This window comes from Mesorhizobium sp. CA16 (genome assembly GCF_020165175.1).
Classification (GTDB): domain Bacteria; phylum Pseudomonadota; class Alphaproteobacteria; order Rhizobiales; family Rhizobiaceae; genus Mesorhizobium.
Window position 1 is genome coordinate 267,324 of sequence record NZ_JAIUHP010000006.1, and the last position, 23,347, is coordinate 290,670.

Below are 23,347 nucleotides of genomic sequence, written 5' to 3' on the forward strand. Positions count from 1 at the left end.
CTTGCATGTACCACGAAAAAGCCCGAATCCTTGCCCTGATCCAACCGGGGCGGAGAGCGAGGGGCGTTCGCCCACGAGCTGTCGAAAGGGCACGCCCCGGTTGTGGTGCGCAAAACAAACTTTCGGCCGATCAGTGATGCAACCAATTGCAATTGAACCGGTTTTAGGGCCATTGCCGTGGCGGTGACGCCGCATTGCGCCCCCGCTTACGGAATTTTCAATGAACATTCAGACCAATCCCAATAAGATCGAACAGACAAGCGCCGGCTTCCCGGCGGCGACGGACGCGCCGATACGCTCCAATTTCCTGCCTGAGGACCGGCTGCGTGGCTTGGGCGTCGCGCTCGCCAAGGGCGAGGTCAAGGAATTGTTCGGCCTCGCCCCGTTCGAGTTCCAGGCACGCATCCGCGATAGCGCCAAGAAAATTCTCGAAGTCTACCGCTCGACCAATGCGGCGCAGGCCAAGGGCGAGACCATCACGCCGGCCGCACAATGGCTGCTGGACAACAATTACCTCGTCGAGGAGACCATCTTCCAGGTCAAGCGCGACCTGCCGCGCCGCTTCTACCGGCAGTTGCCGACGCTCACGCTCGGCGACGGCACGGTGCTGCCACGCGCCTTCGTCGTTGCCTGGAGCTATGTCGAGCATTCCGACAGCTCCGTCTCGGCCAACATGTTCAAGGCGATCGTCGAGGGTTTCCAGTCGGTCGAGCCGATGAAGATCGGCGAGCTCTGGGCGCTGCCGTCGCTGCTGCGCTTCGTGCTGATCGAGAACCTGCGCCGCATCGCAGTGCGCGTCGAGCGCACCAGGCAGATGCGCCAGACCGCCAACGAGGTCGCCGACCGGGTTCTGGCGACCGACGACAATGCCGACCGCACCAGGATTCTGTCCAACTACAGCGCGCATGCGCAGGACACCACCTTCGCCACCCAGCTGCTCTACCGCCTGCGCGATGGATCGCAGAACGCCGGCCGCGCGCTGGAATGGCTGGAAGGCGAGCTCGAAAAGACCGGCTCCGACGCCGAGGAGATCATCATCTCCGAGCATCAGACGCTGTCCTCGGGCAATGTCACCACCGGCAACATCATTCGCGGTCTCCGCCTCATCAACGACGTCGACTGGACGGTCTGGTTCGAGGGTGTCAGCCGCATCGACACGCTGCTGCGCGACAAGACCGATTTCGCCAACCTCGATTTCTTCTCGCGCGACCAGTACCGCACCGCGATCGAACAGCTGGCGCGCCGCTCGCATCTTTCCGAGTACCGCGTCGCCGAAAAGGCGATCGAGCTTGCCGGCCACACGCCCGGCCTCACCGATGCGTCCGGCGTGCCGGAAACAGCGGACCCCGCCGTGCACACCGATGTCGGCTTCTTCCTGGTCGGCCCGCGCCGGCAGGAGCTGGAAAGGGCGATCGGCTACCGGCCGCCTTTCTATGTGACCTTCAAACGAGGCTTTGCCAGCGCCGGCTGGCTGGGCATCGTCGTGCCGGTTTTCCTGTTGACGGCGCTGCTGCTGGTGCTGTCGGGCAAAGCGCTCGCCAATCTCGGCCTGTCGGTGGAATCGATCACGCTGATGCTGGCGCTGTTTGCCGTTCCGGCCAGCGAAGGCGCGCTGGCTTTCTTCAACACCGTGGTGGCGCTGTTCCTGAAACCGACCAGGCTTGTCGGCTACGATTACAACAAACACGGCATTCCGGCCGAATCGCGCACCCTGGTCGTGGTGCCTTCGCTGATCGGCTCGCGCGACGACGTGGAGGAAAACATCCGCAACATCGAGGTGCACCACCTCGCCAACACGGCGGACGAGATCCGTTTCGCGCTGTTGTCCGACTGGCCGGATTCCAAGACCGAGATCGACGTCGCCGACATCGAGATCCTGCAATATGCCCGCGACGAGATCGCCAGGCTCAACGCCCGCTATCCGTCCGAAGGTTCGCCGCGCTTCTACCTCTTGCATCGCCGCCGGCTCTACAACCAGGCGCAGGGCTGCTGGATGGGCTGGGAGCGCAAGCGCGGCAAGCTGCATGAGCTGAACCTTCTTTTGCGCGGCGACAGCGATACCACCTTCCTGCCGCTCGACGTGCCGCTGCCGGAAAACGTCGTCTATGTGATGACGCTCGACGCCGACACGCGCACCACGCGCGACGCGGTTTCGGACCTGGTCGGCAAGCTCGCCCATCCCCTGAACCGCCCGCATTTCGATCCGGTCAAGCGCATCGTCACCGCCGGCTACACCATCCTGCAGCCGCGCATCACCGCTTCGCTCACCAGCGGCGACGACGCCTCCTTCTTCCAGCGCGTCTTCTCTGCCAATCGCGGCCTCGACCCCTATGTCTTCGCGGTCTCCGACCTCTACCAGGACGTCTTCGGCGACGGCTCCTTCACCGGCAAGGGCCTCTACCATATCGACGCTTTCGAGGCGGCGCTGAAGAACCGCATTGACGAAAACACCATCCTCAGCCACGACCTGCTCGAAGGCGCGCTGGCGCGCGCCGCGCTGGTCACCGACGTCGAGCTGGTCGAGGACTATCCGACCCGCTACTCGGTCGACGCCTCGCGCCACCACCGCTGGGCGCGCGGCGACTGGCAGCTGCTCGGCTACATCTTCGACCCGCGCTCCGGCGTGCCTGCGCTGTCGCGCTGGAAGATGGTCGACAATCTGCGCCGCTCGGTCACCCCGATCTTCTGGGTCATGGCCTGCGTTGCCGGCTGGACGCTGCTGCCCTTCACCCAGGCGGCGCAGTGGCAGGCTCTTATGATCCTCAGCCTGTTCATGGCGCCGACCTTCGACATCGTGAACGGCATCCTGCCGAAGAGCGGCGACCAGACGCCGCGGGGCCATTTCTCCGCCTTGGCCCGCGATACCGTGTTCGGCACCGCGCTCGTGGCATTGAAAGTGCTTTTGATGGCGCATCTCGCCTGGATGATGGGCGATGCCATCATCCGCACCATCTATCGGCTCTTCGTCAGCCGGCAAAATCTTTTGGAATGGCGCACCGCCTCGCAAGCCGCCAAGGGCGGCAACGATCTCGGCGCCTATTACGGCATGATGTACGGCGCGGTGATCATCGGCGTCGTCGGCCTCGCCATTCCCGTGCTGGCCGATTCCACCGGCGCCTTCGTCGCATTCTTCTTCGCCATCTTCTGGATCGCTTCGCCCGCCGTCGCCTGCTGGATCAGCCGCTCGGCCGAGACCGAGGACAGGCTGCGCATCTTGACCGCCGACATCCACGCGCTGCGCACCTTCGCGCGCCGCACCTGGCACTATTTCGAGACCTTCGTGACGGCCGAGCAGCATCACCTTCCGCCGGATAATTTCCAGGAAAGCCCGGCGCCGGTTGTGGCGCCGCGCACCTCGCCGACCAATATCGGCGTCTATCTGCTCTCGGTGGTGTCGGCGCGCGATTTCGGCTGGATCAGCCTGTCGGACGCCATCACCCGCATCGACGCCACGATGACGACCATCGAGAACATGCCGCGCGATCGCGGCCATCTCTATAACTGGTATGATACGACGACGCTGAAGCCGCTCTATCCGCTCTACATCTCAGCGGTCGACAGCGGCAATCTCGCTGGACATCTCGTCGCCGTGGCGGCGTCCTGCGCCGAATGGGCCGAAGCGCCTTCCGTGCATCTGCAAGGCGATTTCGAAGGCATCATCGACACCGTCACTATCCTTGACGAGAGCCTGGACGAGCTGCCGGACGACCGCCGGCAGCTGCGGCCGCTGCGCCAGCGCCTTGCCGACCGTCTCGACGGCATGCGCCGCGCGGTGGCGACCATCAAGGCGCAGCCCGAGATGGCGTCGATCCGCACCATCAACCTTGCGGTGCTGGCCGGCGAAATCCGCAAGCTCGCCACCGCCATCCACACCGAGGCGGCATCGCCGAAGAGCGATGTCATCGCCGATTGGGCGGCCAGGCTGGAAGCTACCTGCGAGGCGCATGTGCACGACTCGCACAATGACGACAGCGCGGTTGCCGCTCTGCGCGCCAAGCTGCTCGCCTTGCGCGAGCGCTGTCGCCGCTACGCCTTCGAGATGGATTTCTCCTTCCTGATGCGGCAGGAGCGCAAGCTGCTCTCGATCGGTTACCGCGTCGAGGAGCGCCAACTCGACGAGAGCTGCTACGACCTGCTTGCTTCCGAGGCGCGGCTCACCAGCCTGTTCGCCATCGCCAAGGGTGACCTGCCGACCGAGCACTGGTTCCGTCTGGGACGGCCGATCGTCGAGATCGGCTTCCAAGGGGCGCTGATGTCCTGGTCGGGCTCGATGTTCGAGTATCTGATGCCGCCGCTGGTGATGAAGGAGCCGCAGGGTTCGATCCTCAACCAGACCAGCAAGCTCATCATCAAGCGCCAGATCCAGTATGCGCGTTCCAAGAACGTGCCCTGGGGCATTTCGGAAGCGGCCTACAACGCCCGCGACCGCGAGCTCACCTATCAGTACACCAATTTCGGCGTGCCCGGGCTCGGCCTGAAGCGCGGCCTTGGCCAGAACACCGTGATTGCGCCCTACGCGACGATCCTGGCCGCACAGTTCAATCCGCGCGAGGCGGTGCAGAACCTGCAGCGGCTACGTTCGATCGGCGCGCTCGGCCGCCACGGCTTCTACGACGCGGTCGATTTCACGCCGCAACGCGTGCCCGAAGGCACCGACCACGCTGTGGTGCAGAACTATATGGCGCACCATTCCGGCATGACGATCGCGGCGGTAGCCGACGCAATTTTCGAGGGCCGGCTGCGCGAGCGTTTCCACAGTGACCCGGTGATCGAATCGGCCGAGCTTCTGCTGCAGGAGAAGGCGCCGCGCGACATTCCGACGGCGACGGTCAGGACGGAAGCCGACGAGCGCTCCAAGGACGAGACCGAGGCCGAGAGCCCGGACAGCCGTGTCGTGCTCGACCCGATCAAGGCGCTGCGGGCGACCAACGTCATGTCCAACGGCCGCTATTCAGTCATGGTCACCGCCACCGGGTCCGGCTACAGCCGCTTCGGCGAGCTTGCCGTCACCCGCTGGCAGCCGGATCCGAGCGAGGATCGCCTCGGTTCCTATATCTTCCTGCGCGACGCGGCGACCGGCGACTGGTGGTCCGCCACCGCGGAGCCGAAGCGCGCCGAGGGCGAGCGCGTCCAGACGCTGTTTGGCGACGACAAGGCGAGCTTCACCAAGACGGTGGGTTCGCTGCGTTCGGAAGTCGAATGCATCGTCATTTCAGAAGGCAATGGCGAAGGCCGCCGCATCACGCTCTACAATGACGGCGCCACCGACCGGCACATCGAAGTGACCTCCTTCGCCGAGCTGGTGCTCGGCAACGAGACGTCGGACAACGCGCATCCGGCGTTCTCCAAGATGTTCGTCGAGACCGAGATCGCGCCGAACAACAGCGCGATCTTCGCCACAAGGCGCAAGCGCGACAACAACGATCCCGACCTCACCATGGTGCATTTCGTCACCGACCCGTCCGGCCCGTCGCGCGATGCCGAGGCCGAGACCGACCGGCGCGCCTTCATCGGCCGTGGCCGCACCATCGCCGATGCCGTCGCCTTCGACCCCGGCGTCAGGCTTTCGGGCAGCCAGGGCTTCACCCTCGACCCGGTAGCGGCGCTGCGCCGCCAGGTGCGCGTTCCGGCCAACAAGAAGATATCGCTGACCTTCTGGACCGCCGTCGGCGCCAATCGCGGCGAGCTCGACGAGGCGATCGCCCGTCTCGACCACCAGGAGAGCTTCGCCCGCCAGGCCATGCTTGCCTGGACGCGCAGCCAGGTGCAGACGCGCCATCTGGGGCTCAGCCTCACCGACGCCGCCAATGTGCAGAAGCTGGCGCGCTATTTGATCTATCCCGATCCGTTCCTGCGCCTGCCGGCGGAATCCATAGCGTCGGGCCTCGGCCGCCAGTCGAGCCTGTGGCCGACCAGCATCTCCGGCGATTTCCCGATCTTCCTCGTGCGCATCGGCGACGTCGCCGATCTCGAGATCGTCGCCCAGGCGCTCCGCTTCCAGGAATATATGCGGGCGCGGGGCATGATGATCGACTTCGTCGTCGTCAACGAGCAGGCCTCGTCCTATGTGCAAGACCTGCAGCGCGCGGTGGAGACGCTGTGCGAGAACAGCCGCCTGCGCGGCCGTGAGCTCGGGCCCCGCCAGCACATCTTCGCGGTGCGCCGCGACCTGATGGACGAGCCGACCTACAAGACCTTGCTGTCGGTGGCACGGGTCGTGCTGCACACCCGCAACGGCACGATCTTCGATCAGCTCGAACGTGCCGAGACGGCGGCGCTCCAGGCCCGCGACGCCTTGATGCAGGCCGAGGGCGGCACGCCGCGCGAGCCCGTTCCGCCGCTCCCCTTGCCGGTGCCGGCAAGCCGAAGCGGAGCCGATATCGCCGCCGACGGCAGCGGTCTCAGCCTCTGGAACGGCTTTGGCGGCTTCGACGGCGACGGCCGCCACTATGTGACGCGGCTGACCGGCCGGCGTTCGACGCCGCAGCCCTGGATCAACGTCATCTCCAACGCCTCGTTCGGCTTCCACGTCTCGGCCGAAGGCGCCGGCTTCACCTGGAGCCGCAACAGCCGCGACTACCAGCTGACGCCGTGGTCGAACGACCCAGTGTCGAACCGGCCAGGCGAAGGCTTCTATATTTTCGACCAATTGAGCGGCAAGGCCTTCTCGCCGATGGCTGCGACGGTTCGCGATCCATCGATGACCTATGAGACCTGGCACGGCCAGGGCTTCTCGACCTTCCGCTCCAAGCGCGGTTCGCTGTCGATGGACCTGACGCAGGTGGTCGATCCCACCGATCCCGTGAAGATCACCCGGCTGCGCATCCAGAATGCCGGCCCGGCGCCGACGCGGTTGCGCATTTACGCCTATGCCGAATGGGTGCTGGGCGGCCATCGCTCGCGCACGGCGGCGACCATCGTGCCGTCGCGCGACGCCGCCACCGGCGCCATGCTGGCGCAGAATCCCTATGGCCTCGACTTCGGCGAGCGTGTCGCCTTCCTGGCAGCCAGCCATCCTGTCCATTCGGTAACCGCCGACCGCAGCGAGTTCATCGGCAGGCACGGCACGACCGAATATCCGCAGTCCGTGCTTGGCGGGCTTGCGCTTTCGGGCCGTATCGAGGCCGGCGACGACCCTTGCGCGGTTGTCGCCAGCGATATCGACATTCCGGGCGGCGACGACGTCACGCTGCTCTGGCTGCTTGGCGACGCGGCCACGCCCGCCGAGGCAAGCGCGCTGGTGCAGACCCATCGCGGCAAGGATTTCGATCAGCGCCTGGCCGATAACGAGCGCGTCTGGCGCGGCTTCCTCGACACCATCCAGGTCGAGACGCCCGACGAAGCGATGAACGCCATGGTCAACCATTGGCTGCCTTACCAGAGCCTGGCCTGCCGCATCCGCGCGCGGTCGGCCTTCTACCAGGCGAGCGGCGCGTTCGGCTTCCGCGACCAGTTGCAGGACACGCTCTCGCTTTTGGCGCATGACTCGAAGCTGGCGCGCGACCAGATCCTCAACGCGGCGCGCCGGCAATTCCCGGAAGGCGACGTGCAGCATTGGTGGCTGCCGCGCACCGATGCCGGGGTGCGCACGATGATCTCGGACGACGTAGTCTGGCTGGCGCATGCGACGGCCCGCTACATCGAGGTGACGGGCGACGCCGGCATCCTCAAGGAGCAGTTGCCCTTCATCGACGGGCAGCAGCTCGGCGAGGGCGAGCATGACGCGTTCTTCACGCCTGAGATCACCAAGAACACCGCGCCGCTCTATGAACATTGCGCGCGGGCGCTCGATCTCGCGATCAAGCGCAGCAGCCCCGCCGGCCTGCCGCTCATCCTTGGCGGCGACTGGAACGACGGCATGAACCGTGTCGGCGAGGGCGGCAAGGGCGAGAGCGTGTGGCTGGGCTGGTTCCTGCTGAAGACGCTCACCGACTTCGCGCCTGTCGCCAAAGGGCAGGGCGACACCAAGCGGGCGCAGGCCTGGACCAAGCATGCGGACGCGCTGAAACGGGCCCTGGAAAGCACCGCCTGGGACGGCCAGTGGTACCGGCGCGGCAGCTTCGACGACGGCACGCCGCTCGGCTCGCATAATTCGGACGAGTGCAGGATCGATTCCATCGCCCAGTCCTGGAGCGTGCTGTCGGGCGAGGGCGATCCTGCCCGTTCGACGACGGCTATGGAACAGGCGACCAAGATGCTGGTCGATGACGAGCTCAAGATCGTCAAGCTGTTCACTCCGCCCTTCTCGAAAAGCGAGAAGGATCCCGGCTATATCAAGAGCTATCCGCCGGGGGTGCGCGAGAATGGCGGCCAATACACCCATGCCGCGACCTGGTTCGTCATCGCGCTGGCTGAAATGGGCCGCACCGACGAGGCTTATCGCTGCTTCTCGATGCTGAACCCGGTCAACCACGCTTCGGACGAGGCGGCGGCCGAGCGCTATCGCGTGGAACCCTATGTCGTGGCCGCCGACATCTATGCCGGCGAAGGCAAGGGCGGCCGCGGCGGCTGGACCTGGTACACGGGCTCGGCCGGCTGGCTTTACCGCGCCGCGGTGGAGGGCATTCTCGGCATCGAGCGGCGCGGCAAGGAGATCACGTTTAGGCCGAAGCTGCCCGGGCACTGGGACGGCTACGCCGCGACGCTCAAGATGTTCGACGGCGAGATCAAGCTTCGTGTTATCCGCGACAAAAAGACCAAGTCGATCTCGCTAGAAGTCGATGGTTCGAAGAAAAAATCGGCCTCTTTCGAGCCGAAAGCCGGCGACAAGACCGAGGTCGTCGTCAGGATACCTGCGTAAAATCAAAGGTTTGGTTCGTCGGCCGCGCATCTTTCGGGGTGCGCGGCCGACGCCCTTTTTACTTGGCGCGGCCTCTCGCGCCCGATCGCGCGCCTTCCTTTAGGGCAGCCTAAGCAAGCAGCTTGTGATTAAAAATGTGGCAGCGTGAGGCAGGTGCCATTATTTTGCCGCAAGCCTGACATTTCACCTTTTATCTCAAACCGTTAGGTGATCACGTCAGATTTCGTACCGTCGTCATCTTTTGTTCGCTAAATGGGAACGGAAGCGATAGACGACGCATTGTTTCGCGACACGTTAACCGATACGTGTCAGAAAATGGTGCGGTGCACAATTCGGGCATTGAGCACAGACAAGAGTTTGGCGGAGTAGCTGAAGTGTCACTTCTGCAGATCTACTTTAGAGCGCTGGGTTATCTGGCGTCCGACAAGAAGCGCGTTGCGCTGATTTGCGGCGCCAACGTCGCGCTCGCGGCGATCGCGATCCTTGAGCCCATCCTGCTGGGCCGGGTGATCGGTGCCATCTCCGAAAAAGGCGCGGTGTTTTCGACGCTCGCCGTCTGGGCCGCTCTTGGTGCCTTCAACGTCGTCGCCTTCGTGCTGGTGGCGCGCGGCGCCGACCGCTTCGCCCACGCCCGCCGCTCCGAAGTGCTGTGCCAGTCCTTCGAGCGCGTCATCACCATGCCGCTTGCCTGGCACCATCAGCGCGGCACATCCAATTCCCTTCACACGCTGCTGCGCGCGGTCGAGACCCTGTTCAGCCTGTGGCTCGAATTCATGCGCGTGCATCTCTCGACGGCCATCGCGCTGGTGCTGCTGGTCCCAACCGCGCTGTCCATGGACATCCGCATGTCCGTCGTGCTGCTTGGCCTGGGCGTTCTTTACGTTGGCATTGGACGCATCGTCATGCGCCGCACCAAGTCGGGGCAGACTGCCGTCGAACGCCACTACCACACCGTGTTTGCCCACGTGACCGACAGCGTCAGCAATGTCGCCGTGCTGCAGAGCTACAATCGCATCGGCCACGAGACCGCGACGCTGAAGCGCTATGTGAAGGATCTGCTCGACGCGCAGAACCCGGTGCTCGACTGGTGGGCGATCGCCAATGCGCTGAACCGTCTGTCGTCGACCATCTCGATGATGATCGTGCTCTCGATCGGCGCTTATCTCGTCACCCGTGGCCAGCTCCGCGTCGGCGATGTCGTTGCCTTCACCGGCTTTGCCGGAATGCTGATCGCCCGTCTCGACCAGATGTCGGCCTTCACCACTCAGATTTCCGAGGCTCGTGCCAAGCTCGAGGAGTTCTATCGCCTCGAGGATTCGGCTGCCGAGACCGCCGAGCCCGACGGATTGCGCGAGTTGACCAACGTCACCGGCCACGTCCGCTTCGAGGATGTCAGCTTCGAGTTCGCCAATTCGGGCCACGGCATCGAGGACGTCTCCTTCGAGGTCCAGGCTGGCCAGACGGTCGCCATCGTCGGCCCGACCGGCGCCGGCAAGACGACCCTCATCAATCTCTTGCAGCGCGTCTTCACGCCTGCCAGCGGCCGCATCCTGATCGACGGCATCGACACCCGCACGGTGACCCGCAAGTCGCTGCGCCATTCGATCGCCACCGTCTTCCAGGACGCCGGCCTGCTCAACCGCTCGATCGAGGACAACATCCGTGTCGGCCGCGCCGATGCGAGCAATGACGAGGTTCACGCCGCCGCCAATGCCGCCGCCGCCCAGGACTTCATCCTGGCCAAGAGCGGCGGCTACGACACCGTCGTCGGCGAGCGCGGCGGCCAGCTCTCGGGCGGCGAGCGCCAGCGTATCGCCATCGCCCGCGCCGTGCTCAAGGATGCGCCGATCCTGGTGCTCGACGAGGCGACCAGCGCGCTCGACGTCGAAACCGAGGATCGCGTCAAGGAGGCCATCGACGAGCTGCGCCGCAACCGCACGACCTTCATCATCGCCCACCGCCTGACCACGGTCCGCGACGCCGACCTCGTCGTCTTCATGGACAAGGGCAGGGTGGTCGAGATGGGCGGCTTCACCGAGCTGTCGCTGCGCAACGGCCGCTTCGCCGCCCTGCTGCGCGCCGGCGGCCTGCTCAACGACGAGGAAGTCCGCCGCCTCAGCCGTCCGGTGACGGAAGCGGCGTAAGGCAGAACGCTTCTCCCTTCTCCCCTTGTGGGAGAAGGTGGATCGGCGCGATAGCGCCGAGACGGATGAGGGGTGTTCCAGCGGAGTGAGACGCTGGCTTTTCCTGGAACACCCCTCATCCGTCGCCTTCGGCGACACCTTCTCCCACAAGGGGAGAAGGGAAAGCGCGACACTCCCCCGATTGCCCGAGACCAATCTCCGGTCTATTTAGGTCGGCATGAGCGACACCACCTCACGCTTGAGCGCCTGGGCCGATCTCGCCAATCCGACGCGCTTCGTCGGGTTGGCGGACAAAGTCGTTCCATGGCTGGCGGCGGTCGCGGCGATCCTGCTCGCCGTCGGCCTCTACATGAGCTTCACCGCGCCGGAGGATTTCCAGCAGGGCATCACTGTGCGTATCATGTACATCCACGTGCCTTTCGCCTGGCTCGCCATGATGTGCTACACGATCATGGCGATCTCGGCGTTGGGCACGCTGGTCTGGCGTCATCCGCTGGCCGATGTGGCCCTGAAAGCGGCGGCCCCGATCGGCGCCACCTTCACCGCGCTGGCGCTCATCACCGGCTCCATCTGGGGTAAGCCGATGTGGGGCACCTGGTGGGTCTGGGACGCACGGCTGACCTCGGTCTTCGTGCTTTTCCTGATGTATCTCGGCATAATCGCGCTGACCCGCGCGCTGGATGATGCCGGCCGCGCCGCCTGGGCCGCCGCCATCATCACGCTGGTCGGCTTCATAAACATACCAATCATCAAATTCTCGGTCGACTGGTGGAACACGCTGCACCAACCGGCCTCCGTGTTTCGACTCGGCGGCCCGACCATCGATCCCTCGATGCTGTGGCCGTTGGCCGTGATGGCGCTCGGCTTCACCGTGCTGTTCTTCGCCTTGCACCTGATGGCCATGCGCACGGAGATTTTCAGGCGCCGCGTGACCGCGATGCGCAGAGTTGCCGCGCGGCAGGCGGAGCGCACTTAACCTTCTCCCCTTGTGGGAGAAGGTGGATCGGCGCGCAGCGCCGAGACGGATGAGGGGTGTTCCAGCGGAGTGAGACGTCTGTGTTGCCTGGAGCACCCCTCATCCGGCCGCTTCGCGGCCACCTTCTCCCACAAGGGGAGAAGGGGAAGCCCGCTGCTCACCCCATCCTGCCCCTTGCCGCCACCGGCAGCGTTTCCAGCACCTTGTCGCCGTCGATCAGATGCACCTGATCGAACAAATTCGTCACCACGCAGCAATGGTCGGGCACCACGCGCACGCGCTCGCCGATGCGCAAGGTGGCGCCGTCCGAAAGCGTGACGTTGCCGTGCTCTTCGCTCAAGCCGGTGACGCGGGCGCCCGGCACGCCGAGCAGCTCGCCGAATTCCGGCAGGCCGAGCGTATCGGAAGACAGCGCCTTGCTGCCGCTGTCGAGGATGGCGCGGATTGGCGTAGGATGACTGACCACCGTGGCGAGCACGGTCAGCGCGCAGTCGTCCAGCGTGCCGACGCCTTTGGCAACTTGATAGCGGTCGAGATAGATGTAGGTGCCGGGCCGGTATTCGGTGACCACGCTGTCCTCGCCGGAGCGCCACATGTCCGGCGTGCCGCCGCTGGAGATGCGGGCACATTCAAGCCCGGCCGCTGTTAGCGTAGAGCGTGCATTGCTCAGCCATGCCTCCGCTTCGGCGGCGCGCCCCGCCGCCGGATAGGTCATCAGCCCGCCGAAGGCGAGACCCTTGGCTTGGTCGATGATCTTCGCCAGCGCCAGCGCTTCGTCGGCGCTCTGCACGCCGCAGCGGCCCATGCCGGTGTCGCACTCGACCAGAACCTGCAGTGGATGGCCGGCATCGGTGAAAGTGGCGGCAAGCCCTTCCAGCGTCTCGTGGCTGTCCGCCGTCACCGAAAGCGCGACGCGGCCATGCAGCGCCTTGAGCCGCTCCAGCTTGGCGCGGCCGAGGATATTGTAGGGGAGAAAAATGTCATCGAGCCCGGCATCGGCCATCACCTCGGCCTCGCCGATCTTCTGGCAAGTGATGCCGACGGCGCCCGCCGCCACCTGCTTCTTCGCCCAGTAAGGCAGCTTGTGCGTCTTGATATGCGGGCGGAGCTTCAGCCCGTGAGCATCCGCATGGGCCTGCGCTTTCTTGATGTTCGCCTCGGCGCGGGCAGCATCGATGAGGATCGCCGGTGTGTCGAGATCGGCTATGCTTGCCATGAGATCACCCGTCCGAGCATGTCTTCCGCGCGGCGATCCGCTGTGGGACAAAGACATTGCGTTAAAACAAATCAGTTGGGTTATGGCCCCGAACGAAGCCCATGTCACGGGGCCAGATCCGCCGGTTTGCGTCGACAGAGGACCGGCATTGGGCTATTCGGAAGGACGGATTTCAGCAGGCGGCGGCCGGAAAGAAGAGAACCCATGAAGCGCTCCAAGATCAACGACATCATCCGCGAAGCCGACGCCTTCATCCGCTCCTTCGGCTATATCATGCCGCCCTTCGCCTATTGGTCGCCGGAAGAGATGAAGGCGCATAAGGGCGACTCCCCGGCCATCTTCACCTCCCGTCTCGGCTGGGACATCACCGACTACGGCCAGGAGAAGTTCGACGAGCTCGGCCTGTTCCTGTTCACAGTGCGCAACGGTCGTTACGAGGACATGAAGCTCGGCATGGGCATGCTTTATGCCGAGAAGATCATGATCTCGCGCAAGGACCAGCTCTCGCCCATGCACCGCCACAACATCAAGGCCGAGGACATCATCAACCGAGGCGGCGGCAAGCTGGTGCTGGAATTGTTCATGCACGACCGCGACGGCGGCATCGACCCCAAGGCCGAAGTCTCGGTGCCGGTCGACGGCACCATGACCAGACTGCCGGCAGGCGGGCTGCTGAAGCTCGATCCGGGCCAGAGCGTGACGCTGCTGCCCGGCGTCTGGCACGCCTTCTGGGCCGAGGGCAAGGATGTGCTGATCGGCGAGGTCTCGACGGTCAACGACGACCTCACCGACAACGTCTTCCGCGAGCCGATCGGCCGCTTCTCCAACATCGACGAGGACGTGGCGCCACTGCACCTCTTGGTGTCGGATTACGAGAAGTGGGTAGGGTAGGGCGCCGAGGCTTCTATTTGGTCTGGTTGAGAAGTGCGCGCAGAATGCGCACTTCCGCGATCAGGCGAGGGACGTCTTGCCGAGCAGCGGCGATGAAATCCTGATCCGCAATTGTGGCACCGGACAATTCAATGTCCTCGCCGCTCTCACCGGTCAGGATGATATTTGAGCCGCTTAGGAAGTCTCGGCCCTCGACCAAAGATTTCCACGGCCCAGGTTGGGCAGCTGCCGCTCGAGCTTCCATGTCCTGAAGTTCTAGCTCGGATATCGATGTCGTCATCGCGCGTATTTATCCGCCTTCCTATTTCCAAGCAGCAGCTTGCGTTCCAGATGCGCCCGGAGCTCACCGTAATAGGCGGTGAGAAAGGCCTTTGAATCGATCGGCTCGACCCTCGCGCCGATCTTGCGGCCGATGGTCTCCGCCACCGCCTTCAGCGCCGAATAATCGTCGCGGCGCAGCACTTCCTCAAGCTTCTGCAGTTCGGCGATGCCATAGGCGTCGAGCTGCGCGGGGCTGAACTGGAAGCGGGCCGCGACCAGGTCCTTGCGCTGCGAAAGGTCTTCGACCAGGGCCACTTTCGGCGCCTCGACCACCCAAGTGCCAGCAAGCAGGTCGCCGACCCTCAGTCGGTCGCGGTTGAACAGCAGAAACAGCGAGAACAGCAGCGCCCAGACCAGGCCGAAGATGGTCGTCAGCGTGTCGGCGACATCGGCGCTGGCGCGCGCGGCGAGGATCGACAGCGGCAGAAAAACTTCGATCTCGCGCATCAGATTGCGCGCGATGACCTGGTCGATGGTGAGGCCGGCGCCGCTGCGTGACGCGACCCTCACGCCAACCATGCGCTTGCCCGGCGTGGCTGCCCGCCGGCCCGCCTCGAAGGCGATGAAATAGACGTTGCGCAGGAAAAAGACGAAGATGATCCAGACGATGAACAGCGGCTCCGCATCCTGGATACCAAGCCCTGCAAGGCCGAAGATCATCACCAGCGAGACGACCACGGCCGCGACGACGATGATCACCACGTCGAGCAGGAATCCGGAAGCGCGGGTGCCAGCATCCGCCAGCTTGACCCGCAGGTCCACGCCTTCGGGTGTCACCAGCGGACGTATCAGCGCGGCAGGGTTCTTTGCCTTGGCTGTCCTAGCGGTCGCCATGCCGCACCATCCGCAACAGGTAGAAATATGAAATCCAGAGCGCCAGCATGCCGCCGCCGATCGAATAGCGGGCGAGGTCGCTGGTGATCGTCTGCCGGCCGATGCCTTCCAACAGTCCGGCAAAAAGCAGCATCACCGTGACGCCGATCATGGCGGTCGCCGCCACGCGCCCGGCTTGGGCGGCGGCGGCCATGCGGGTGAGTTCGCCGGGAAAGGCGATGCTGGTGCCGATGCGCATGCCGGCCGCTCCCGCAATGGCGATGGCGAACAGCTCCGTCGTGCCGTGGATCGAAAGCCAGCCGCCGAGCTCGAAGCCCAGGCCCTTGGCGGCATAGATCTGGAAAATGGCGCCGAGCATGCAGCCATTCATCAGGATGATCAGCACGCTCGGCACGGCGAAGGCGAAGCCCAGCGCGAACGCCAGGATCGAGACCTGCGTGTTGTGCGTGAAGAGATAGGCGGCAAAGCCCGACAGGAAATGATCGCCGCCGCCGTAAAGCACGCTGCGCAGCGTCTCGGCCGACGAATCCGGGTTGCGCCCGCCCGCCAGGCTCGGCGCGATGATGGCGTCGTACCAGCGCTGGTCCGAAGCGACCAGCCCATAACCGGCAATGGCACCGATGACGATGAGCCCGACCGATGTCCATACTTCGCGCCAAAGGTCGCGGATCGCCGCCGGCCAGTCGTGCAGGAAGAAATCGCCGATGCGCGTTCTCAAGCTCCGCCGCGCGCCATAGAGATAGAAATAGCCGCGCAGGCAGAGCGCCTCGAGATAGGCGATCAGCGCGCTGTCGAGCGAGGTCGCGCGCGCCACCGAAAGCGACGACAGCGCCGAACGGTAGAGGAGCGGCAACGACAGCAGCTCGTCTTCCGACAGCGCGCGCGGCGCGCGTTTTTCGACGCGCGCAAGCAGCGCCTCGAAGGCTTTCCAGTCGGCCTCGCGCTCCTGGCGGAAGCTTGCCAGCGACTGGCGCACGGAATCGGTGCCGGCCGACAGCGTCATAAGAGGTTCTCCTCCTTGAGCTGGATATAGCGCTCGACCAGCGCCGGGCCGAGCCGCTGGTGGTCGGCCTCGATGACATGCGCGCCGAGCAGCCTGAGCCTGCCGATCACCACCTGCCGCTGCCGCAACAGATCGCCGGCGGTGACGGAGCGGGCGACATCCTCGGGCGCCGCCGGCGCCATGTCGGCCAGCGTTTCGAGTTCCACATCCTTCATCAGCATGAACAGCACCAGATGCCGCTCGGTAAGCCGGCCCACGGTGCGCAGCATCAATTCGGCGCTGATCGGATCGACGAAATCGGTGAAGACGATGACCAGCGAGCGCCGGTCGAGCTTGGCCGAAAGCGTGGTCAGCGCCAAGGTGAAGTTGGTCTCCTCCGTCGAATAGTCGATCTCGGCGGCGCGCTTCTGGATCATGGTGAAGCTCGGCGAGCCGCGCACCGCGCCGCTCGACACGCGCGGCCTGGCATCGAAGGAGAACAGGCTGACGAGGTCGCCGCCCTTGAGTGCGATGAACGCCGACAAAAGCGCCGCCGTCACCGCGCGGTCGACCTTCGGCACGCCGTCCACCGGCTCGCACATCAGCCGGCCGCTATCGATGGCCAAAACGATGTTGTTGTTCTCCTCGATCCGGAATTCGCGCGCCAGAAGCTTGCCGTGCCGGGCGCTGCGCTTCCAGTCGATCATGCGCCGCCCCATGCCGGGCTGGTAATCCTTCAGCGCTTCGAACTCGCGGCCCTGGCCGGCGCGCTTCTGCGTATGGCCGTCGGAAAGGGCGGAACGCTGCAACAGCGTGATCGCCTCGTCGCGCGCGCTGTTGACATTTGGCAGCACCGCGACCTTGCGGTCGACCGGCAACACAACCTGGTTCCAGATCAGGCCGAACGGACCCTGCCAGCGCAGCCAGAGACGGTCGAAGCCGGCGATGCCGCGGCGGATGGCCTCGAATTCGAGATCGAGCGTGCCGCCATTGGCCGGCAGCGCGCCGCCGGTGCCGGCTAATGGCTGGACCCGCTGGTCGTGCCCGACACGCGCCTGCAGGCGCCGCAGCCTTGCGCCGGCACCGGCCGCCACGTGCAGCGTGAAGCGCCCGCCGACGCCGACCTGCGGCGGCGCCGTCAGCGTGGCGTCGAGCGAGGCGCGACCCCTGCCTGCGGCTGCGTCCACCGCCAGGAAGGCAAGCAGCAGGCAGATCCACAACAGGCCGAGATACCAGACATGCGGCAAAGCGAGCGCGATCAGGAAGGCGGGGATCGCCCCCGCCGCCGCTGCCCAGACCGCCCGCCCGCTCGGATAGATCAACGCGGCGCTTCCGTATTGTCGACGAGGTCGGAGACGATCTGCTCGACCAGCCGCCCGTCGATCTGCGCGGCCGGCGAGAGAACGACACGGTGGCGCAGAGCCGGCACGGCCAGTGCCTTGACGTCGTCGGGGATGACATAGTTGCGGCCGTCGAGCGCCGCCCTGGCGCGCGCGGCTCTCGCCAGCATGGCGCCCGCGCGTGGACTCGCTCCCACTTCCAGGTCAGGGCTTTCGCGCGTGCCGCGCACAAGTGCCGCGATATAGCCGACGACGTCGTCGACCAGCGTGACGTCGCCGACGGTGGCCAGCGCCGCTTCCAGCATCTTGCGGTCGGTCCGCGCTTTGATGCCGTATTGCTCGATATCGTGCGATGCCGAGCCGCCGCCGTGATGGACGATGATGGCGCGCTCTTCCGTGAGATCCGGATAGCTCACCCGATGCTTGAACAGGAAGCGGTCGAGCTGCGCCTCGGGCAGCGGATAGACGCCCTGATGCTCGATGGGGTTCTGCGTCGCCACCACCATGAAATTCCGGCCGAGCGAATGGGTGGTGCCATCGAAGGTGACGGCATGCTCCTGCATGGCCTCGAGCAGCGCGGCTTGCGTCTTCGGCGGCGTGCGGTTGATTTCGTCGGCGAGCAAGAGGTCGCAGAAGATCGGGCCGCGCGTCAGCGTGAACTGCCCGGTCTGGAAGTTATAGATGTTGGCGCCGACGATATCACCGGGCATCAAGTCGGGCGTGAACTGGATGCGGCCATAGGCGACGCCAAGCGCCTGCGCGAAGCAGCGCGCCGTCATCGTCTTGGCGGTGCCGGGCGGGCCTTCGAGCAGGATATGCCCGCCGGCAAACAGCGCCGTCAGCATCAGGTCGACCGTGTCGCGCTGCCCGGTGATCGCTTTTGCCACTTCTTCCCTGATCGCGTTCGCCAGGGTCTTCACTTCATCGACGTTCAATGAGCCTCCTTGCCGTCCAGTCATGCAGCTTTTCGGCTGCTTCGTGCATTGCGGCCAGATTGTTGGAATCGTGTACTGCCCTGAAGCGGGCGGTGAAGCCGCGCTGTTCTTCCTTGTCGCGGGAATCGAGCCAGCGGTCGAGCGCCTCGCCCTGCAGCCCATGCGGTGCGCCGAGCAGGGCGGCCGCGCGCTGGCGCATCAGCGCTGCGTAACGGTCGCCAAGCTCCTGCAGCCGCCCGGCGCGCTTCAAAAGCGTCGCCGTGGTGTCGACCAGCGCCCGCTTGCCGAAGGCGATGGCGCGCCCCTCCGCGCGCGGTGGGCCGAAGCGGCCGAGCCCGTGCAGGAAGGCGAGCGCGGCCGCTACAAGCACCGACAGCGTCAGCGCCAGGAAAGGCGGTTCGATCAGCAGCTTGGCGAGATCGTAGTTGCCGCCGATGCCGTGCAGCGTCAGGTCGAACATGACGGCTCCCTTGGCGGGCTCCAGCATGGCGATGATGTCGAGCGCGGCGGCCGCCTTCTGCTCGTCATTCAGCGCGGCATTGTTGAGGAAATCGGGATCGGTGAGGATGTAGAAGGGTTCGTTGTCGAGCTTGGTCAGGATAGCCCTGCCGTCGCCCGCCGCGATCAGCGGATGGTCGTCCGCCACCCATTGCAGCTCCTCCGGCGCGGCCACCATGCGGCCGGCGATGTTGATCTGCGAGAGCGTGCTCTCTGCCTCGCCGAGCTTGGCTTTGGCGATGCGGCCGAGCCAGTCGTTGACGACGTTGTTGGGCAGCCGCTCGACCTTTTCCTCCCAGCCTTCGTGACTGAACAAGGGAAAGGTCTGCCATTTGGGCAGGATAAAGAGCGTGTCCTTGCCCGCGCGAAGCTTGATGAGGCGATCGAGCGCGGCCGGGTCGCTGCCCGGCGCGATGGTGACGACGAGCAGGAAGGTCGACGCCAGGGGGGACGCGAGGTCCTTCTCGCCGCGCTCCATCGGCGGCGCCTGTCCGTTGGTGAGCTTCAGCCATTCGACAAGCCCGGCATAGCCGGTGCCGCCCTTCGAGAACGGCGTGGCACCGCCCTGGGGCTGGCGGAAATCCGGCGCATAGGTGGACAGCAGGAAAAATCCGGCCGCCGCCAGCAGGCTGGCGAAAATGCCCCAGAACAGCGTCTTGCGGCTGAACGGCTCCGCGGCTGCCTCGGTCGGTTGCGCGGTCATGCCCAGGCGTCCCGGAAGGCGAAACGCTCATAGGCGCCCCGCGCCTGCCGCCAGCCCTCGGCGCCGACCGGACGCCGGGCAAACAAGGCCACCTCGACGATGCGGGCGATCTCGCTGAAGGCGGCGCGGGGCCGGGTGGGGATCAAACCGGCGGCGGCGATGTCACGTGCGGTGAGCGATGGGCGCAGGAAATCGGGCAGCCGGGTGGCGATGTCTGAGACGCTGCGGCGCAACAGTAGATGCACTGCCTCGTCATACTCGCCGCGCGCGGCGAGCGCATCGGCCTCGGAGAGCAGGACCTGGGCAGCTCCCGCGTCAGGGCGCCACTCTTCCTTCGCTTCGGTCTCTTCGCGTTTCCGCCGCCATGGCAGGCGCCAGGCAATGCCTTTCGCCTCGAGGAAAAGCAGAAAAGCAATGATCGCGACGCCGATGATGACCGCGCCCCAGAACAGATAGATCATGTAGGGACCGAGCTTTGCCAAGCCATCCAGAAACGGCTTCAGCCACTCCGGGGGCTCGGGCCGCACGTAGGTCGGCAAGGCGAACTGGATCGAATCGTCCCCCAGCAGTTGCTTGTGCAGCTGCGCCAGCCGTCCGGCCTCTTCCGTCCCTGCGGCTGTCACCCGCTCGTTCCCCCTGCAACCTGCGGTTCGGGGCCGACACTGGCAATACGCCATGACAATTGCAAGCGCACTGGACGTAGCCTTTCAATCTTGGCAAATTTACTTTGAAGTCGCCGATGAACGCAGTGGTGACTCGGGGGAAAATTATCATGACGACTGCAACATTGGGACGACCCGGCCGATTCGAGATCGGCAGGGTATTCAGCAACACCTTCGGAGTGATTGGCCGAAACCTCGGACTTTGCGTGGGGTTGGCGGCTTTGTTTTCGGGCCTGCCGGCATTGCTCATCAGGCTGTGGACCCAGCCGCAGATCGACGCCATGATGCAGCGCGACCCCGGCACCATGGCCGACCCAGGCGCCATGTTTCGCAATTCCTACATCACCATCATCGCCGGATTGATTTCGTTCGTGTGCGCGCTGCTGCTGCAGTCGGCGCTGGTGCGGGCGACCATCGAGGACCTCAATGGCAAGCGTCCGTCCTTTGGCGACTGCATCCAGATTGCGATCCGCTTTCTGCTGCCGACGCTTGGCATCGGCCTGCTCGTCGGTCTCGGTGCGGGTATCGGCCTGATGCTGTTGATCGTGCCGGGCATTATTCTCTGGCTCGGCTGGTCGATGTCGGTGCCGGTCCTGATCCAGGAGCGGCGTGGCGTGTTCGGCTCGATGTCGCGCAGCCGGGTCCTCACCAAGGGCAGTCGCTGGGGGCTTTTCGGTCTGTTCCTCATTCTCATCATCATCGCGATGATCATCCAGTGGGGGATGCTGCTCGTTCTGGTGCTGTTCGGAGGCATCATCGCCGAGATCGGCGCCGCGCTGGTGCAGACCGTGGTGTCGATGGTGCTCTCGATCGCAACCGCGGTGAGCTATGTCGAGCTGCGCCAGGCGAAAGAAGGCGCAAGCATCGACGAACTGGCGGAGATATTCTCCTAGGCAGCAGAGATCAACCCGATGCCTTTGGAAAGCCCAGGTGCCGTCACCGCGATCGCATGGCTGCTGGCATCGGTTATCGCGACGACCACATACATAGCCTTGCGACGCGCGAAGGAGGGCGGTGGCGTCGACGAACTGGTGGCCGTGTTTTCCTAGGAATCGGCGACGCCGACGCAATCTGAGCTGAAGGCAATCGCTTGGGAAATGAGCGCTCGGCTGACGCGATGGGAAGGTCGCGCCGGCCGCTCGCTCCTGGGAGGATCAGGACTCCAGCCACACCGTCTCGAAATGCTGCTCAAGCGCCTGGTGCTGTTCGCAGCCCTGCACGCCCTTGCGATAGGTGCGGTAGACCGAGCGCCAGTAGGGCTGGATGATGATGCCGGCATCGCGCAGGTTCGTCTCGATCTTGACCATGATCTCCTTGCGCTGGGCGGCATCCGGCGTTGCAAGCGCCTTGTCGAGAAGCTCGTCAAACTCCTTGTTCGAATAGGCGCTTTCGTTCCACGCGCCGCCCGATTTGTAGGCCAGCGCCAGCACCTGGACGCCAAGCGGGCGGCCGAGCCATTCGGTGCAGGAATAGGGGAACTTGGCCCAGTCGTTCCAGAAGGTCGCGGCCGGCAGCACGGTGCGCTTGATCTTCAGGCCGGCCTCGCGGATTTGCGCGGCAATCGCGTCGGCGGTGCTCTTTTGCCATTCGACGTCGACCGAGATCAGCTCATATTCGTGGTCGGCCTTGCCGGATTCCGAAATAAGCTTCTTGGCCTGTTCGACATCGCGTTTGGCCGGGCCGATATCGGCGAATTCCGGATGCATCGGGCCGACATGGTGGTTGTCGGCGGGCTTGCCACGGCCGTCGAGCCCGAGCTTCAGGACGGCCGCATTGTCGACGGCAAGCTGGGCGGCGCGGCGCACCTTGAGGTCGTCATAGGGCGCGTTGGAGACATTAAAGCGCGCGACGATGGTCGAGCCGGTGGCGATCTCGGAATTCTGCAGGCCCATCTGCTCGGTCTGCGACACGGCATCCGCCGTGGTCTCGTGGTCGGTGTCGATCTCTCCGGACTCGAAGGCGGACAGCGTGGCGTTGGGATCGGAGCCGTAGTCGACCCATTTTATGCCGTCGAGATAGAACTCGCCCTTCCACCACGGCTTGTCCTTGCGCTTCACCTCCGCACCCGTTTCGGCGTCCCAACTCACCAGCTCGCAAGGGCCGGTGGTGATGGCCAAAGCCTTCTTCGGATCGGCGTCGCCCTCGTAGGAGCGGTGCATGATCAGCGCCGGATAGTCGGCCATGCCGGCGATCAGCGAGATGTCGGGCTTCGGCAGGTTGATCTTGACGGTGTAGTCGTCGACCTTCTGGATGCCTCCGTCGACCGGCTTCTTGGTGTCGGCATTGACCAGCGCGCCCATGCGCGCGGCGACCGAATTGCCGGCGACCGAGGCATCGCACCAGCGGTTGAGGTTGTGGATCACGTCCTCGGCGTTGAAAGTGTCGCCGTTCGACCATGTGATGCCCTTGCGCACATTGAGGGTGATCGTCTTGGCGTCGTCGCTGGTCTCCCAGCTTTCCAGCAGCCAGGGCTCGAAGGAGAAGTCGGTTTTCCAGCGCACCAGATATTCGTTGCACTGACGCGCGACATTTGACATCTCGACGCCGTCGAAGGTGCGCGGATCCTTAAAGCCCTTGACGTTCATCGCGACGCGCAGCACGCCGCCCTTTTTCGGCTCGGCGGCGCGGGCAGGCGAGGCAGCGATCCCGCCCAGGGCGAAGGCCCCTGCGGTGCTGACGCCGAAGCCGGCCATCAAGGCCAGATATTCGCGCCGGCTGATCGCGCCCTTCTTGAAATCGTCGGCGATCGGCTTGGCACGCGGGTGCAGTTTTCTGTCGGTCAGCATGAATTTCATCGTCGTTCCCTCTGTTGTTGGGCGCTCCGGGCCGCCATGCGGGGGCGGATGCGTCCGCCGGAGCGCCGTTGCCTGCGAGGGAATGATAGGTCCGCTTTCCGCCACGAAATGGTCTGGTTTCCGCAGTTCTTGTGCGCTGTTCCGCAGGTAACCAAGCTTAGGTTCCTCTCCCCCGCCGAAGGCGGGGGAGAGGTGGCCGCGAAGCGGACGGAGAGGGGGCCTTCGTAGGGCGCTCCCCTCTCCGTCTCGG

Annotated in this window: 14 protein-coding genes; 5 read left to right on the top strand and 9 right to left on the bottom strand. The window is 65.0% G+C overall.

All coding sequences use genetic code 11. The features are described from left to right. Positions 1–220: 220 nt before the first annotated feature. The 3 genes from LB525_RS12105 (at position 221) to LB525_RS12115 (ending at position 11,920) form a co-directional block, all read left to right on the top strand. A complete protein-coding gene (locus LB525_RS12105; protein ID WP_224544782.1) occupies positions 221–8,800 on the top strand; it encodes a GH36-type glycosyl hydrolase domain-containing protein in 8,580 nt (2,859 codons plus the stop codon). A 374-nt stretch (positions 8,801–9,174) separates the two neighbouring features. Next, positions 9,175–10,944 (top strand): glucan ABC transporter ATP-binding protein/ permease, encoded by a 1,770-nt coding sequence (locus tag LB525_RS12110; RefSeq protein WP_224544783.1) that lies wholly within the window; start codon positions 9,175–9,177, stop codon positions 10,942–10,944. Positions 10,945–11,161: 217 nt separating this feature from the next. Continuing rightward, positions 11,162–11,920 carry a heme ABC transporter permease gene (locus LB525_RS12115; RefSeq protein ID WP_224544784.1) on the top strand — a complete coding sequence of 253 codons (759 nt, stop codon included), beginning with the start codon at positions 11,162–11,164 and terminating at the stop codon, positions 11,918–11,920. Between the two features lie 157 nt (positions 11,921–12,077). On the opposite strand, the gene LB525_RS12120 is transcribed toward LB525_RS12115, so the two are convergent. Then, positions 12,078–13,136, bottom strand: coding sequence for a D-TA family PLP-dependent enzyme (locus tag LB525_RS12120; protein WP_224544785.1), 1,059 nt, complete (start codon positions 13,134–13,136; stop codon positions 12,078–12,080). A 204-nt stretch (positions 13,137–13,340) separates the two neighbouring features. Here LB525_RS12120 and LB525_RS12125 point away from each other — a divergent pair, with 204 nt between their 5' ends. Beyond that, a complete protein-coding gene (locus LB525_RS12125; RefSeq protein ID WP_224544786.1) occupies positions 13,341–14,027 on the top strand; it encodes a D-lyxose/D-mannose family sugar isomerase in 687 nt (228 codons plus the stop codon). 13 nt (positions 14,028–14,040) lie between these two features. Here LB525_RS12125 and LB525_RS12130 read toward each other — a convergent pair whose 3' ends face one another. Genes LB525_RS12130 through LB525_RS12160 form a run of 7 tightly spaced genes read right to left on the bottom strand, consistent with a single transcriptional unit; the run spans position 14,041 to position 20,263 of the window. Next, the gene (locus LB525_RS12130; protein ID WP_224544787.1) at positions 14,041–14,307 is read right to left on the bottom strand and encodes a hypothetical protein; all 267 of its coding nucleotides are present in this window, start codon (positions 14,305–14,307) and stop codon (positions 14,041–14,043) included. Continuing rightward, positions 14,304–15,182, bottom strand: coding sequence for an RDD family protein (locus LB525_RS12135; RefSeq protein WP_224544788.1), 879 nt, complete (start codon positions 15,180–15,182; stop codon positions 14,304–14,306). The genes LB525_RS12130 and LB525_RS12135 overlap by 4 nt, the downstream gene beginning before the upstream one ends. Further along, positions 15,169–16,185, bottom strand: coding sequence for a stage II sporulation protein M (locus LB525_RS12140; RefSeq protein WP_224544789.1), 1,017 nt, complete (start codon positions 16,183–16,185; stop codon positions 15,169–15,171). The genes LB525_RS12135 and LB525_RS12140 overlap by 14 nt, the downstream gene beginning before the upstream one ends. Further along, entirely contained in the window at positions 16,182–17,486 is a 1,305-nt protein-coding gene (locus tag LB525_RS12145) for a DUF58 domain-containing protein (protein WP_224544790.1), read from the bottom strand. The genes LB525_RS12140 and LB525_RS12145 overlap by 4 nt, the downstream gene beginning before the upstream one ends. Continuing rightward, positions 17,483–18,439, bottom strand: coding sequence for an AAA family ATPase (locus LB525_RS12150; RefSeq protein ID WP_224544791.1), 957 nt, complete (start codon positions 18,437–18,439; stop codon positions 17,483–17,485). Before LB525_RS12150 ends, LB525_RS12145 begins: the two co-directional genes overlap by 4 nt. Next, the gene (locus LB525_RS12155; RefSeq protein WP_224544792.1) at positions 18,426–19,640 is read right to left on the bottom strand and encodes a DUF4350 domain-containing protein; all 1,215 of its coding nucleotides are present in this window, start codon (positions 19,638–19,640) and stop codon (positions 18,426–18,428) included. The genes LB525_RS12150 and LB525_RS12155 overlap by 14 nt, the downstream gene beginning before the upstream one ends. Further along, positions 19,637–20,263, bottom strand: a complete 627-nt coding sequence (locus tag LB525_RS12160; protein ID WP_224544793.1) for a DUF4129 domain-containing protein — start codon at positions 20,261–20,263, stop codon at positions 19,637–19,639. Before LB525_RS12160 ends, LB525_RS12155 begins: the two co-directional genes overlap by 4 nt. 149 nt (positions 20,264–20,412) lie before the next feature. On the opposite strand from LB525_RS12160, the gene LB525_RS12165 reads away from it, so the two are divergent. Next, on the top strand, positions 20,413–21,195 hold the full coding sequence (locus LB525_RS12165) for a hypothetical protein (RefSeq protein WP_224528997.1): 783 nt from the start codon (positions 20,413–20,415) through the stop codon (positions 21,193–21,195). 261 nt (positions 21,196–21,456) lie between these two features. On the opposite strand, the gene LB525_RS12170 is transcribed toward LB525_RS12165, so the two are convergent. Beyond that, entirely contained in the window at positions 21,457–23,097 is a 1,641-nt protein-coding gene (locus tag LB525_RS12170; RefSeq protein ID WP_224544794.1) for an ABC transporter substrate-binding protein, read from the bottom strand. Between the last annotated feature and the right edge of the window lie 250 nt (positions 23,098–23,347).